The 14,839-nt window shown below is 43.4% G+C and carries 14 protein-coding genes; 8 read left to right on the top strand and 6 right to left on the bottom strand.

The features are described from left to right. From dapF to EP1_RS05205, 3 genes are all read right to left on the bottom strand, one after another. On the bottom strand, nt 1–827 hold an 827-nt coding region (gene dapF / locus EP1_RS05215; protein ID WP_067624528.1), incomplete at its 3' end, for a diaminopimelate epimerase. Nucleotides 828–851: 24 nt separating this feature from the next. Continuing rightward, nucleotides 852–2,150 carry a diaminopimelate decarboxylase gene (gene lysA / locus EP1_RS05210; RefSeq protein WP_067624527.1) on the bottom strand — a complete coding sequence of 433 codons (1,299 nt, stop codon included), beginning with the start codon at nt 2,148–2,150 and terminating at the stop codon, nt 852–854. Between the two features lie 15 nt (nt 2,151–2,165). Then, nucleotides 2,166–3,320 carry a M20 metallopeptidase family protein gene (locus EP1_RS05205; protein WP_067624526.1) on the bottom strand — a complete coding sequence of 385 codons (1,155 nt, stop codon included), beginning with the start codon at nt 3,318–3,320 and terminating at the stop codon, nt 2,166–2,168. Between the two features lie 417 nt (nt 3,321–3,737). Here EP1_RS05205 and dapA point away from each other — a divergent pair, with 417 nt between their 5' ends. The 4 genes from dapA to EP1_RS05185 all read left to right on the top strand — a co-directional run bounded on the left by dapA (nt 3,738) and on the right by EP1_RS05185 (nt 6,911). Then, the gene (gene dapA / locus EP1_RS05200; protein WP_067624522.1) at nt 3,738–4,628 is read left to right on the top strand and encodes a 4-hydroxy-tetrahydrodipicolinate synthase; all 891 of its coding nucleotides are present in this window, start codon (nt 3,738–3,740) and stop codon (nt 4,626–4,628) included. Then, the gene (dapB, locus tag EP1_RS05195; protein ID WP_067624519.1) at nt 4,625–5,380 is read left to right on the top strand and encodes a 4-hydroxy-tetrahydrodipicolinate reductase; all 756 of its coding nucleotides are present in this window, start codon (nt 4,625–4,627) and stop codon (nt 5,378–5,380) included. Before dapA ends, dapB begins: the two co-directional genes overlap by 4 nt. 68 nt (nt 5,381–5,448) lie before the next feature. Next, nucleotides 5,449–6,150, top strand: coding sequence for a 2,3,4,5-tetrahydropyridine-2,6-dicarboxylate N-acetyltransferase (dapD, locus tag EP1_RS05190; protein ID WP_067624516.1), 702 nt, complete (start codon nt 5,449–5,451; stop codon nt 6,148–6,150). Between the two features lie 122 nt (nt 6,151–6,272). After that, complete coding sequence (locus EP1_RS05185; RefSeq protein WP_067624512.1) at nt 6,273–6,911, top strand: hypothetical protein; 639 nt, start codon at nt 6,273–6,275, stop codon at nt 6,909–6,911. Between the two features lie 109 nt (nt 6,912–7,020). On the opposite strand, the gene EP1_RS05180 is transcribed toward EP1_RS05185, so the two are convergent. Both EP1_RS05180 and EP1_RS13725 read right to left on the bottom strand, forming a co-directional pair. Continuing rightward, the gene (locus EP1_RS05180; protein WP_067624509.1) at nt 7,021–8,709 is read right to left on the bottom strand and encodes a metallophosphoesterase family protein; all 1,689 of its coding nucleotides are present in this window, start codon (nt 8,707–8,709) and stop codon (nt 7,021–7,023) included. 210 nt (nt 8,710–8,919) lie between these two features. After that, nucleotides 8,920–10,647, bottom strand: a complete 1,728-nt coding sequence (locus EP1_RS13725) for an NlpC/P60 family protein (protein ID WP_067624505.1) — start codon at nt 10,645–10,647, stop codon at nt 8,920–8,922. 240 nt (nt 10,648–10,887) lie between these two features. On the opposite strand from EP1_RS13725, the gene EP1_RS05170 reads away from it, so the two are divergent. Continuing rightward, on the top strand, nt 10,888–11,853 hold the full coding sequence (locus EP1_RS05170) for a GIY-YIG nuclease family protein (protein WP_067624501.1): 966 nt from the start codon (nt 10,888–10,890) through the stop codon (nt 11,851–11,853). A gap of 69 nt (nt 11,854–11,922) precedes the next feature. Then, nucleotides 11,923–12,417, top strand: coding sequence for a GyrI-like domain-containing protein (locus EP1_RS05165; protein WP_067624498.1), 495 nt, complete (start codon nt 11,923–11,925; stop codon nt 12,415–12,417). A gap of 378 nt (nt 12,418–12,795) precedes the next feature. On the opposite strand, the gene EP1_RS05160 is transcribed toward EP1_RS05165, so the two are convergent. After that, the gene (locus EP1_RS05160) at nt 12,796–13,410 is read right to left on the bottom strand and encodes a histidine phosphatase family protein (RefSeq protein WP_067624495.1); all 615 of its coding nucleotides are present in this window, start codon (nt 13,408–13,410) and stop codon (nt 12,796–12,798) included. 256 nt (nt 13,411–13,666) lie between these two features. Here EP1_RS05160 and EP1_RS05155 point away from each other — a divergent pair, with 256 nt between their 5' ends. Continuing rightward, nucleotides 13,667–13,927 (top strand): DUF6442 family protein, encoded by a 261-nt coding sequence (locus EP1_RS05155; protein WP_067624492.1) that lies wholly within the window; start codon nt 13,667–13,669, stop codon nt 13,925–13,927. Between the two features lie 107 nt (nt 13,928–14,034). After that, nucleotides 14,035–14,769: an ElyC/SanA/YdcF family protein gene (locus tag EP1_RS05150; protein WP_067624488.1), complete on the top strand. Its 735-nt coding sequence runs from the start codon at nt 14,035–14,037 to the stop codon at nt 14,767–14,769. Nucleotides 14,770–14,839: the final 70 nt, after the last annotated feature.

Here is a 14,839-nt window from a genome sequence, read left to right as displayed (position 1 = left end):
TACTTTAACTCTTCATCTAAAATCGTACCTTCAGCAATCATGTTCGTATCTCCGATCAGATACAGTTCTTCGCCGACCACTTCGACTTTTAACTGTCCCCCCAGCACTTCAATCACGACTGGATCTGCCTTGACTAATTCTTTTTTCGTCAAGACATAGGCTGTTGAACCGGTTCCGGTTCCGCAAGCCAAGGTAAAATCTTCTACGCCGCGTTCATAAGTCCGTTCCACGACAGTTTGATCCGCCAAAATGTCATAAAAATTAACATTGGCACCTTTGGAAAAGGCCGGATGATTCCGCAGTTTGCGTGCAAAAGTAAAAATCGTTGCCAGTTCGGTCATCGCCAGATCCGGCAGCTGAAGGACTAAATGCGGAATCCCGGGATCTCCCAGTTCCACATAATCGACCACGACTTCTTTGCCATCGACTTGCAGTCTTTGGTCGGCTTTAAAAACCGTCGGCGAATTTAATTGGACACGGTAAGTCCGTTGAGCTAAGCGCTCAGCGGGAACCGTACCAGCGATTGTTTCAATCACCATTTTTTCTTTGGTTAGACCAGTCTCATAGGCCCAACGTGCCACACAACGGGCTCCATTGCCGCACATCTCCGCTTCAGAACCGTCCGCGTTGAAGAAACGAGCATAAAAATCGCCCGTTGTTTTCGCCGCTTCAACAGCGATCAATGTATCCGCACCCACTGATTGCCGCCTCGTGCAGACCCGCGCGGCGAAGGAAGATAATTGTTCACTAGTAAAATCCAACTGCCGATTATCGATCAAAATGAAATCGTTGCCGGCTCCTTGAATTTTATAAAAGGGTACTTTCATCTTTTAACCTCATTTCAAAACTACTTATTTTAGAAATTCCGGAATCACTTCATTTTGGATGATTTGGTCCAAACTTTGTCTTTTTACGATCAGCTCGGCTTGGCCTTGATTGGTTAAGACAACCGCGGGAATCGCCAGTTTATTGTAATTGCTGGCCATTGAATAGCCGTAAGCGCCTGTAGAAAAAGTCGCAAAAAGATCCCCCGACTCAACCTGTGGTAACTCAATATCTTTAACTAGAATATCGGTACTTTCACAGGCTTTACCCGAAACGGTGACTTTCTCAACAAGTGCTTCATCCGCCTTATTTGCCAGAATTCCCGTATACTCCGCCGCATATAGACCTGGGCGAATATTGTCGGTCATGCCACCATCGATACTGACATATTTACGCAACCCAGGCAGTTCTTTGATCGCGCCGATTTGATGCAGACTGATCCCCGCTTCCGCCACGATACTACGCCCCGGCTCAATCACGATCGCTGGCTGAGGATAGTTTTCCTCTTGGCAAAAGGCCAAGACTTTTTCCATCATCGGATCAGTGAAGTAGCTAAAAGGCTGCGGTTGGTCTTGCTCCGTATAACGAACACCAAAGCCACCACCGAAATTCAATTCTTTGATTAAATAATCGAAACGTTCTTTAACCATTTTGACTAGATCCAATGCAATCTCTACCGCCGCCAAATGCGCGTGATTGTCAAACAACTGGCTGCCCACATGGAAATGGAAACCTAAAAAGTTGACCTCTGCCGTATCGATGGCATTTTTGATTTGAGGAAATAAGATTGTCTCATCAATCGGAATACCAAATTTTGAATCCTTTTGCCCCGTAGAGATAAAAGAATGCGTCTGGACATTGACCTCTGGCGTAATTCGAAACAAAATATCCACGACTTTGCCTTTTTCTTTGGCAATCGCCGCGATCAAATCGACTTCTTGCAGGCTGTCGACAATGATCCGCCCCACGCCGTAATCGATCGCCATGGTTAATTCTTCGATCGATTTATTATTGCCATTCATTTCAATATGAGCGGCTGGAAAATCAGCTTTAATCGCCGTATACAATTCACCGTCTGAGACAACGTCCAATGAGAATCCTTGCTTTTCAATGATTTTCAACATCGCTAAAGTTGAAAAAGCTTTACTAGCAAAAGCCACCCGGACATTTTGATATTTTTCAACAAAATCCCGCTGTAATTCCTGGCACTTGTCTTCGATCATTGTTTTTGAAAAAACATACAGCGGTGTACCAAATTTCTCTGCTAATGCCACCGTGTCGCAACCATCCCACATCAAATGTCCATTTTTCGTTTCAAATTCCATCGTAAGCCCCCTTCATTATTCACCATTCAATCCCGCAATCAGATTGACATACGTCTGAATCCCTAATAAGAGATTGACTTCATCAAATTTCAACTTGCTACTATGCAGCGGATAAGTATAGCCCTTTTCTTCGTCGCGAATACCTAAAAAGAAAAACACGCCCGGTATTTCCTGTTGATACCACGAAAAATCTTCTGCAATCAAATAAGGCGGTGTCTCTACATAATAATCTGCCGCAACTTTTTCCAATACAGCGACCATTTGAGGATCATTGTCGACGACCCGATACATATGATTGAAGTCAACTTCCGCTTCACAACCGTAGCCTTTGGCGATTTCACTCGCTAGTAATTCCACCCGCCGAACGACCTCGTCATAGACTGCGTCATCAAAGGCCCGCATCGTGCCATGTAAAACGACTTCTTTGGCTACGATGTTCATCGCTTCACCGCCATGGATCGTACCAAAGGTTAAGACGACATTATCGAGCGGCCCGATATTCCGCGCCAAAATACTATTCAAGCCAGAAATCACTCCGGCAGCCGCCACAATCGCATCTTCACCTAACTGCGGTTGCGCGCCGTGACTGCTGACACCCTTGATTGTAATGGTGACTTCCGCATTGCGCGCCATCATCGCCCCTGGACGACAAGAGATTTTTCCCGCCGGTAAATCGGGAAAGACATGCAGTCCGACGATCTCTTCCACTCCTAATTTTTGCAAGATCCCTGTTTGCATAATTAACTCTGCTCCGCCCGGTCCTTCTTCCGCCGGCTGAAAAACAAAGACCAACGTCCCTTGAATTCTTTCTGGATGTCGATGTAAATAAGCGATGAAGCCTAGCAAGGTCGCCATATGACCATCATGCCCGCACGCATGCATTTTCCCCGGTGTTTTCGACGCAAAAGCATAGCCCGTTTCTTCTGCAACCGGTAACGCATCAATATCCGATCGAAAAGCCAGCGTTTTCCCCGCTTTTGCTCCTCGCAAAACAGCAATCGTGCCGGTTCCCAGCACTTCATATGTCTCCGTAACTCCAAATTCTACTAATTTATTACGAATATACGCCGCCGTTTGCTGCTCTTCCAATCCTAGCTCAGGAATCTGATGCAGCTCCCGACGCATCATTGTGACTAAATCTTCTAACTCTCTGACTTGTGTATCGACCATCGACTCACTCTTTTCCACTACTATTCTAAGAAATAATGCTATTCAGATTAAAAATTAATTGATAGTTTCTCATATTATAGTACAAAATGAATCACAGGTCATTCATTTGTTTTCACTATTTTCAGAAATTATGCTCCAACGCTTCTTGTCTGTCTTTCTATTACCTCATGTATTAATAAATAGCTTTTCTTTTGGGATTTAGATCAATGGACTATTTGATTATGATGGTCTTGTCTGCTTTTTTTATAAAAAAATCCCTTACCAGCGAAATACTTTCTGCAAAATCCGAATGGTTTTTTCATCAATTAAAATTTTCATGAGATTTTCGTTGGCATGCGCTCATAATTGAGCTATAATTTTACTATTAAAGAGCTTTTTACAAAGACTTTGAAAAAAAGAATGAAGGAGTTGTTTCCCTTGAAAATATTTGAAGGATCTGGTGTTGCCTTAGTTACCCCGATGAAAGCCGATGGTGCCGTTGATTATAAGAAATTAGAGGAATTGGTGGAATGGCAAGTCAGCTCAGGAACCGATGCGATCATCGCTTGCGGAACTACTGGGGAAGCTTCTACCCTTGCCAACGATGAGCACATCGCAGTGATCGAGGCCGTCGTCAAAAAAGTTAACGGTCGGATTCCCGTGATTGCTGGAACTGGTGTCAACGATACGCAGCACGCGATTGAATTATCAACGGGGGCGGAAAAAGTCGGCGCCGATGCGCTATTGATTGTGACTCCTTACTATAACAAAGCTTCTGATGAAGGCTTGTTTTTACATTATCAAAAAATTGCTCAAAGCGTGAAATTACCGATTATTTTATATTCCGTGGCATCACGGACGAATATGAACATCACCCCGCAAATGGTGAAACGCCTAGCCGAGATTCCTAACATTGTAGCAATCAAAGAAGCCAGCGGAAATATTTCCCAAGTTGCTGAGATCGCTCATTTGATGCCGGATGATTTTGCTATCTACTCAGGCAACGATGATCAAGTCTTGCCGATCATGGCACTCGGCGGCAGTGGTGCGATTTCCACGATTGCCAATATCGCACCTCGGCAAACCCATGAATTAACCCAGGCGCTTTTAGACGGTGATTTCCCATTGGCTAAAAAATTGCAATTGGCGCAAATTCCATTGATCAAAGCGATTTTTTGCGAGGTCAACCCGATTCCAGTTAAAACCGGCGTCGGCTTACTAGGCAAAATCGAGCCAAACTTCCGACTGCCTCTTTCAGCGGCTAAAGCGGAAACGGTTGAAAACTTGAAAAAAGAAATGACTGCTTATGGTTTGGAGGTTGTCCAATGATCGATGTCATCTTAAGTGGTGCCAATGGCCGCATGGGGCAGGTCTTACAAACCTTGATCGCACAACAGTCGGAAATGCAAGTCGTCGCTGGGATTGATCGTGAAGCGTTTGAAGCGGATTTTCCAACCTATCAAAGCATTGAAGCGTGTCAAGAAACGGCCGATGTCGTGATTGACTTTTCCCATTACTCGGCCGTTCCAGCGGTCTTAACTTATTGCGCCGCAAAAAAAATGCCGGTGGTAATCGCGACAACTGGTCTGCCTGATGCGGTGAAAGAACAGCTGGTCCAAACGAGCCAACAGACTGCCGTCTTTTTTTCAGCGAATATGTCGTTAGGAATCAATCTGCTGGCTAAGGCGATTCGGGAAATTACCCCCGTTTTAGAAGACGAATTTAATATCGAAATCGTGGAAAAGCACCACAACCAGAAAAAAGATGCCCCTAGCGGTACGGCCTTATTGTTGGCTGATGCGGTCAATGATGCGGTGGTGGAAAAGAAGACCTACATTTATGGTCGCCATGGCAATGACTTAGAAAATCCTTTATCGGAATTAGGCATCCATGCGGTGCGGGGCGGAACGATCCCTGGTGAGCATACCGTGATTTACGCCGGCCCCGACGAAGTGATCGAACTGAATCATCTGGCGTTATCCCGCAATATTTTTGCTAGCGGTGCGGTCAAAGCTGCGAAATATGTCAGCCAAAAAGCCCCGGGCTTATACGATATGGAACAATTAATCGACGAAAAATAAAATAGATCGTGGTTGGTCAAAACTTTTTTGAACGACCAAAAAGAAAGACTTAAAAAGGAGTAGATTCAATGACTTTAACCGATCCTTATGAAATTGCGAAATACATTAAAAATGCTGAAAAAGCGACGCCTGTGAAAGCCTATGTTCAAGGCGATCTCACCGGTCTCACCAAAGACAAGGTGCAGTTTTTCGGGCAAGAAAAAACTTGGATCTTAATCGGAGAAAGTCAAGCCGTGCAAGAAGTTTTAACTGAACATAAAACCAAGATCAGCGCGGTCCATCTTGAAAATGACCGAAGAAACTCTGCGATCCCCCTTCTGGATATCAAAAATGTGAACGCTCGGATCGAGCCAGGCGCATTGATTCGTGAGCGGGTCTCAATCGGGGATAAAGCAGTCATCATGATGGGCGCAATCATCAATATCGGGGCTACAATCGGTGAAAGTACGATGATCGATATGGGGGCCATTTTAGGTGCTCGAGCAACGGTCGGCAAACACGCCCACATTGGTGCGGGTGCGGTGTTAGCTGGCGTTTTAGAGCCGCCGAGTGCTTCACCCGTAATTGTAGAAGACAATGTGTTAGTGGGAGCTAACGCAGTGATTTTAGAAGGCGTGCACATCGGTCAAGATGCGGTCGTGGCCGCAGGCGCGATCGTCACTAAAGACGTTCCAGCTGGTGCCGTCGTGGCCGGAACGCCTGCAAAGATCATTAAAATGAGAGACCAAATTGATCCGGTAAAAACTGAATTTTTAGAAGATTTACGCTAAAAAACAGCTTGGCGAAGAGAAATCTTCGCCTTTTTTTGCATTATTACTGCACTTTCGACAAAATATGCTATAATACTAACGGATTAGAACAACTCTATAAAGAAAGCGACTGAATTATTCTCGTGAATTTAAAAAGTATCAAAAAATCAATCAAAAACCGCAACAAACAGATCAACAAAGCCTTTGCGCAAGTTGAAGAAACGTTAGCTGCCCACATCCATAGCGAGGTCAGCATTTATTTTGATAAGGCCGAAAATTATCGGATTCATCTTGATGAAAAAGCAACAGACGGCACCCTTCGTCAAATCGTCAGTGCTGAAGATGATCATTCATTCAAGAACCTTGTCGACACGTATATCCAAAAACCCCAAAGCGATACATTGAATCAATTGACCAACAGTATTTACAACTTGTGGTCTGAAAGCTTCAAAAATGCGGCTTCAGTTCCTGCTGAAACAGATCAAGCAGCTGAACTAGCCCAAGATATTTTGGCTGATGTCGCTAAACAACCGGCGGATGCAGGGGTAACGGCTGAACAAGCCGAAGCGTTAAATCAAGCGTTAAAATCAAAAGCGAACTACTCTGCTGAATGGTCAGAGGCAGACAAAGCCATTGAGGTTTTCTACAACCCGCCTAAAAAAGACCGTCAATTATTAGCAACCGTCGCAGCCGATCAAACCATCACTTATACAGATGCGTTAGCAACCAAACGTGTGATGAAAAAAGAATTGCCTGATATGATTGCGGCAGTCTTAGCGTAAGTAAAGCAACCCCCATCGTCTTTTGACGATGGGGGTTTTTCCTGCAACGGTCCAAAATTTTCTGACATAGTCCCTTACTGCACATTGCTCCACAATAACTATTTCGTATCTACTCTTTTTTTCGCTCTTCCAATAAACTCAACAGTTCAAACCCAGTATTCACTTTAGAGTAAATCGAACAAACAACAAACAATCGTTTGTCGGCAAACGTTACTTTTTTGAAGCGGCTAGATGAAGCTGGAATATGATGGTGTCCGTGGATCGCCCCGATGATGTTGTATTGGGCGAATAACCTCTCTATCTCTGGTTCCCCACAAGTATTTTCCTTGTTGTACGCCTCACTCGTTTCTGGCAGCAGGCTCAATTCGTTGAATAACGGCGCGTGGGATACAATGACCGTTGGTGTCGTCTGGTCAGCGCCTAATAATTCTGTCAGCGTTCTTAAGATAAATTGCTGCTGCGCTTGTTTGCGCCGAACCAAGGCAACTGGAAGCGTTAAGCCGATATAGCGTACCCCTTGGTGCATCACGGCACGATTATTCAACAGCTGCAACTTGGGAAAACGGTCGCTAAGTTCACTTTCCACGACTTCATAAAAGGGATGATCCCCCACTGGTAACAAATACCAAGCCTCGTCCGGATCATTCAGCAATTCTTTGAACCAAGCATAGTGGACAATCGGTTGCCATTTCTCCCATTCAGGCGCCTTTTGGTCCGATGTTTCCGGTAATACATCAAGCAATTCATGACCGCCGATCACATAGATCCCTTGAATCTCCTCATCTTGTACACGAGAATCCGACAGATCACCAGCTAAAATATTGAAATGCCGATTAACAAAGGGCAGTTTCCCCTCCTTGGCATGGATATCAGAGACCACATTGATTAAATGGCGATTTTCTGTTGAATGAACATTTTTAAAATATTTTTCTGCTTGATCTGGTGGCACACTATGCGCCAGATAATTTTTTCGGACTTTGCTGAGTTCTGCGCCATATTCGGAGCGCAGTAGCGGCTGGGTATTGACGATAGGCCCGTTGGGAGCGACCACTAAGGCATTTTCCAAGTCTTGTTTGATCTCTTGTGGGAATAAAGACAGTGCGGGTTCGATCTTCGAATGGATCGACAACCCCTGCTCCAGCAACTGATCCTCCGAGACTGTCGCTAACAGTTGAACATTTTTGCCGTCAATCATTAATGGCAACGCATTGGCTGCCTGCACCGCAAATTTCAAATACTCCGCTAGATAACCGGCGATACCGGTTTTGGTATTTTCACTATAAAGAAATTTTCCGGCCAGGTTCGCTGACAACGGTCCCGTCTCGTCGTGTTGCATCAACCGGCCGGCGACTTGGATCTCTAATAAAGGATTTTGCAAAATCGCCTGATAGGCCTGTTTGACTTCAAAGGAATTTTCCGCCACTCGCTGACCCGTCACTTGAAAAATACTCAAACTTAAGTATTTTTCCAAAGTCGTTTGATGCAATTCGACGTAGCACCGGACTGCTTCTGGATGGAGCAAATATTGGACTGCCGCCCGTTGGATATAATTACGCCCGGTATCATAAGGGATCGCCGAATAGACTAGATCACCCTGTGATGCGATCGCCAATGAATGATTGCGCGTGTTATAAGTCAATTGAAAATAGTCATTTTTAAAGACCGTCTTATTGACTGGCCGGCGTTTGTTTTCCGGATAGGCTTCGATCCGTTCGGTTAAAATCGGTGGCAAAACAATCGTTGCCAGCTCGTTGTCTTTTTTTATACTCAAAGCCTGTTTCTTTTTCTGCGATTTCATCCAAGCACCTCTACTCTGCACAATTTCTTTAATTATAACGTGTTTACTAATATTGCGCTCAAACATTTGTACTCACTGCCTATCAGTCTCTCTTCTTTTGTAGCCATCACCACTTTCACTAACTAAAAGTATTTATTCTCCAAAAACGTAAAAATATCCAAGTAGACTTGAGAATTCTAAGTCTGCTTGGATATTTTTTCAAGTTAATTATTAATATACGCGGACACCAAAGTCTGGTGTGTAGTATTGGGTTGATCCATACTTCACGTTTTCACCAGGTTGTGGTGCGTGAATGTATTGGTCGCCTCCGGCTGAGATCGCTACGTGATAGCTTGAGCCTTGGTCGCCCCAGAATAATAGGTCACCTGCTTGCGCCTGACCAACAGAGATCTGAGAACCAGCTGATTCTTGTGCCACGGTCCAACCACCGATGTCTTTTCCAGTCACTTGTTTATAAACGTACTGGGTCAAACCAGAACAGTCAAATCCGCTAGTATCTTTTCCACCCCATACATAAGGTGTGCCGATATATTTGCCTGCTTCATCAACAATTTGCTGGCCACGTGAAGTTTCAGTTGCTTGTTGCTCTTGTTGAGCTTGTTCTTGTTGTCTTTGTTGCTCTTCTGCTTGTTGTTGTGCTAATTCTTGTTGTCTTTGTTGCTCTTGCGCTTGTTGTTGTGCTAATTCTTGTTGTCTTTGTTGCTCTTGCGCTTGTTGTTGTGCTAATTCTTGTTGTCTTTGTTGTTCTTGCGCTTGTTGTTGTGCTAATTCTTGTTGTCTTTGTTGTTCTTGCGCTTGTTGCTGTGCTTGCTCTTGTTGTTTTTGTTGTTCTTGCGCTTGAACTTGTTGGTCAGGTGCTGGAATTGTTTGAGCTGGCTGTACTGGGCTAGCTGCAGGTTGTTCCAACTGATCAACTACCGGCATCTCTGATGTTGATGCAACAGTGTCAACAGTTAACAATGTATCTGTCGCCGTTTGATCAACTGTGGCCGTTGTTTCAACTACTGGTGCGGTTTGAGCGACCGGTGCTTCGACTGCTGGAGCCGGCTCTGCTTGAACGACTGGTGCTTCTTCTTTGACTTCACCGTTACCCACGATGACTGTTTGCCCTGCATAAATATTACTGTCATCAATCTTGTTCCAATCCGTGAACTCTTTTACTCCAATCCCGAATTGATCCGTGATAGAATTAACCGTGTCGCCCGATTGTACAGTATATTCTTGTGCCTGTGCGGGTGTCTCTGCAGCTGGTTGCGCAACTGGTGGTGTCACTGGCTCAGTAGCGTCGCAGCTAGACAAGTTATTTTCTTGAATTGTAGAAACTAATTTTTGAACATATCCTTGATCTTCAGTGAAACGTCCTTCTAAAGCGGCTGCAGCTGTTTGATAATCCTTGGCATTACTGCGCCATACCCCGCTGAAGTAGTTTTCATTGCCGTCACGAGAAGTAGTCTTGATGATCTCAATGTAATCTTGTATTGCTTCTTTATAAGAGCCATATTTTTTTAGCTCTTTCTTTTCAGTTTGTCCAGTCGCTACATCTTTTTTATCCAGCATTACTGACTGACCTTGGTATTGACCTTCTAGCCCGAATAGATTGTAATAAGGGGCTTGCGCAAAATCATGGCTTCCCCAATCGCTTTCGATAATTGCCTGAGCAATCATTATCGAAGCGTACAAATCATGTTTTTCAGCTAACGGTTTGATTTGAGACGAAATTTCCTTAATAAAAGCTTTTTTATCAACATTTGACGTAGTTGCGGTTGGATTTCCTTCTACTGCTTCTGCTTCATGTGTGTTAAGTAATGGCGCGGCTACTGATGCTGTTACTAAAGCTGTACCTAAAACGGTGGACCCCTTTTTCAAGTAACGGTAATTAGAAGTCTTCTGTCGTTTTTGCTGACGCAGCTGACGCCGAGTCAAGGTTCCATTTGACATGCACATCTCTCCATTCTCTCAATTAATTTCTTGACGTATTAATTATAACACATCATAAATACCTGAGTAAGATTAACAAACCCTAATTATTGATATTTCGTATTATTTTTTAAGCGAATCGACCAAAACATTCTATTTTTAACTTATTATTTATTTTTTTGAAAAAGCGAATGCCTCTCAAAACTTTTAAGAGGTATTTAAAAGTCTTTTTTTGTTAATTTGAACAAACGAGGTGATTCTATGCTAAAAGAAAAAGTCAAAGCTCTGCCAAAATTGCCTGGCGTTTATAAAATGAAAAATAGGCGGGGAGAGATTATTTATGTAGGAAAAGCGAAAAATTTGAAACAGCGGGTCAGCTCCTATTTTATTCAGAACAAGCAGCACTCCCGCAAAGTCCAAGAGATGGTTCGCGAAATCGTGGACTTCGATTATGAGATCGTCGATACGGAATTTGATGCACTGCTTTTAGAATGCCAGCTGATTCATCAAATCCGGCCCCGCTACAACCGCTTGATGAACTACTACGAAAACTACGGTTACTTTCAATTCATCGACCGGCCGCCTTATTTGCGGGTATTAAGCGAATGGTCTGAAACCGGTTTGGTGATTGGTCCCTTTTTTAAGGAGAGCAAAATCCAAGAGCTGAAGCAGATCATCAACAGTGTCTATCGCTTGGAAGGACCATTGAAGTATGTCGCTGGCATCGTCAAAGATTACCAAGAAATCACTCCTGAAGCGGAATTTGACCTGCGAATCCAAGAGATCAAGTCCACGCTTCTCGGTCAATCGACTGCCTTGCTTACGCGAATCGATCAACGAGTCCAAGCCGCCAGTGAGCGCCATGATTTTGAGGCTTCGGCAGAATGGTGGACATATTATTTGACCGTCCAGCGCTTTTTACGTCGCAATAAGCAATTGATTCAGATCATGCAAAACCACGTTTTCGTTGGCATTTTGCCGGAAAACGGTCTGTATTACTGCTACCTCTATGCCAAAGGTGAACTTTTGAATCGGGTCGTTTACCAGCGTCAGCCTACCTTTCAACAAGCAAAAAAAAGATTGGAAAAAAGAATTTCTGCTAAAACTTGGCAGCGACTTTCTGCTAAAGAACGCTTGGAAAAAGCTGATGTAGACTTGTTTCCGCTGTTCTTTAATTACTTGAATCAGCATGGACAAGTCTTAGCCCTAGAGTCCTCCTCAAAATAGTTTAGGTTTGTATTCGATTTCATTACTTGTTACAATCGGCATAAGACTTTTATGAAGTGAGGGATGAACATGCAAATTGAAAAAATTACTAAACCAGCACAAACAATCGTTTCGATGTCCACGCATATTTCCCATGAACATTTGCCTAATTACATTGGAACTTCTTTTGTTGAGCTATTAGAATATAGTCAGAAAAACGATGCCGAACTGGTGGGAATGCCCTTTGTTTCCTACTTGAATCTAGATGAGAGCGGTCAGCCAAAAGACGAACTGATCGCTGTTGAGATTGGTTTTCCAATCAATCAAGAGATCCCGTCAACAGAAAAATTTCAAAGCTATCTTCTGCCAAGCTATCAAGCCATGCGAACACTCTACATTGGTGACTATGAGGAATTGACAGAATCCTATCAAGAATTGATCGAAGCCATCAAACAGGAAAATGGGGTCTTCACCTTCCGTAGCTATGAATATTTTCTGACGGATGCCTCGGTTCCTTTAGAAGATCAAGAAACTATGATCGAATTGACTTATCGTTTAAAACAAAAGGATTTATTTACCAATTAATCTAAATTATTTCCATAAAAAAGGAGAAAAGCTCTTCAAATGTGTTTTTGAAGAGCTTTTCTCCTTTTTTAAAGTCTTTTATCAACTTTGAAAGTTGTTTTTTTATTTTTCAATAAGCCACCTGCTTGACAGATAAAAAAACAGATTTAAAAAAACGTTAAAAAGTTTTTTAAAAGTAAGCGGTAACTTTCCCCTTAGTTCGCGCAAAAAAACGTGGTGAATCTAAGATTACTTATTCCTGCTTCGCTTATTCTGCCTAAAAAGCAAGCGGTCCCGACACGAATGAACCCCCATCAAAAAATCAGCTTGCAACCACTTCGCTCACTGTTAATCATGAATAGAAAGATAAGTTGAACAATCATCCATTTTTTATATCAGCTAGAAGGTCTGTCCCCAAGTTTCAAACAGCGCTTTGCCCTCAGAATAGTTTAAAATCGTTAAGCTAGAATTATCAACGATTCCACCTTCGCGGATTTTCGCTAACGGTAGGCCTTTTAATGTATTCAATAAAGCGATCAATAAAATGCCGTGGGTCACTACTAACACGTTGCCCTCCGGCTGGTTTTTGGCGGTCATGTCAATGACTTGCATACTGCGGGTAATCAAAGTTTGATAATCTTCTGCGTGAAATCTTTGGGCATCAAATAAATCTGGGCGCGTCCGATAATAAATCAGCTCTTGCGGATAGTTTGCTTTGATCTGATCAATCGGCTGACCATCCCAATCTCCTAAGCGTAATTCACGCAGCTCTTCAACAATCGTCAGCTGGGGTGCTTGCTCATTTTCTGCTAATATGATTTCCGCTGTCGTTTGGGCGCGTTGTTGCGGAGAAGCCAACGCCAAATCAAAGGAAACATTTTTTAAATGCTCTGCCATTTTCTGCGTGGCTACCACCCCAGACGGAACTAAAGGGGAATCGACTGTGCCTCCATTGAAGCGTCCTTCCGCATTGATTTCGGTTTTTCCATGTCGAACAAAATAAAAAGTTGTCATATCTCCACCTCTTTCACCTACCGAGTATACACTAATATTCAGTAAATTATACTTCAAAACTGCCGGTTGCGGCTAAAAACCAAAAAATAACCATTTTATAAAATTATAAATTTGTCTATACGTGACATCGCAACCGGATTCATTTATAATAAAAACAACAAGGAATGTGATAAGAATTCGTTTTCACTTAATTTAAGTGTGAATCCGTATCAAAATGTAATCAAAAATTAATCTCATCAGATAAGGGAGGCCTCACATGGAAAAAAATCGAAAACAGACCAGTACAGATCTTGCTGTCGCCACCGCAGGTATTTTTAGTTTAATCCTATTCAGTGTCCTAACTCTGGCACGAATCGTCGAACATCGCGAAGTAATGGATCTACTTAGTCTCTTAACAGGTGCGGCCGCAGCCTTCTGTTATGGGAAATTTTTATGGTTTAATCAGCGCAGTTGGCTAGTTTTAGCGCTTATTCTGCTAGTTTCCTGCCTGTTCTTCTTTGTCCGTTATTTATTTTAATCATCAACTGTCGAGATTTTCCTCGGCAGTTTTTTTCTGGCTCGCCATTTGCTACTATTATAAGAGCGAAACAAGCCGCACTGACTCTAATAAAGGAGAAAAATGTTATGTCTGATTTAGCTACCCTCGTCGATTTTTTGACAACCGTCCCTGATAATCCCCACTTTACAGCGGATACCTTGATGATCGCCGGCAATAGTTTAACAGAGTTGATCCGCTCGGCCGCCGAATTTTGTGAAGCGGAACCGAGCATCCAACAGGTCGTTTTCATCGGCGGTATCGGCCACGGAACGAAGCCGTTAATTAATCATTGCCGAAAAGAATTCCCCGAACTGATCAAAGGCGACTGGGAATTGCTATCTGAAGCGGAAATCACGCAAGCGATCTTTAAGCACTATTGCCAACGCCCCCTCAATTTCCGCTTAGAAAAAGCATCTACCAATACTGGTGAAAATGCCCGTTTTTCGCGACAGCTCTTTCAAAAGGAGGCCCCGAAAACCTTCTGGCTCCTGCAAGATCCGCTTTTGCAAAAACGGACTCATTTGACCTTTAGCAAAGAGTGGGACTTGCCGCTAACCGCGATCCAACCGCTGAGCTTTGAACAGCCAAGATTGCGCACTTTTACTGATCGACCACATTTTGCAAATCCCCAGATGGACAACTGGTGGTCAACCGAGTACTTTTTATCTTTAGTCGTTGGTGAAATTCGGCGCCTATATGATACGGAAGAAGGCTATGGTCCAAATGGGACTGGCTTCATCCCCCATGTGGATCTGCCGACAGTTGTTTTGTCCAGTTATCGTCGTTGCCAAAAATATTTAGCGCAGGATTTGCGCAATTAGCTTTTTTATAGAGTCCTGCAATCGGCCTTTCACCCTTCACCAAGAAAAAAAGCGAGCATCCTCCCCTGTG

It is taken from the genome of Enterococcus pseudoavium NBRC 100491 (genome assembly GCF_001544295.1).
Lineage (GTDB): Bacteria > Bacillota > Bacilli > Lactobacillales > Enterococcaceae > Enterococcus_A > Enterococcus_A pseudoavium.
This window is presented reverse-complemented; position numbering and strand designations above follow the sequence as displayed.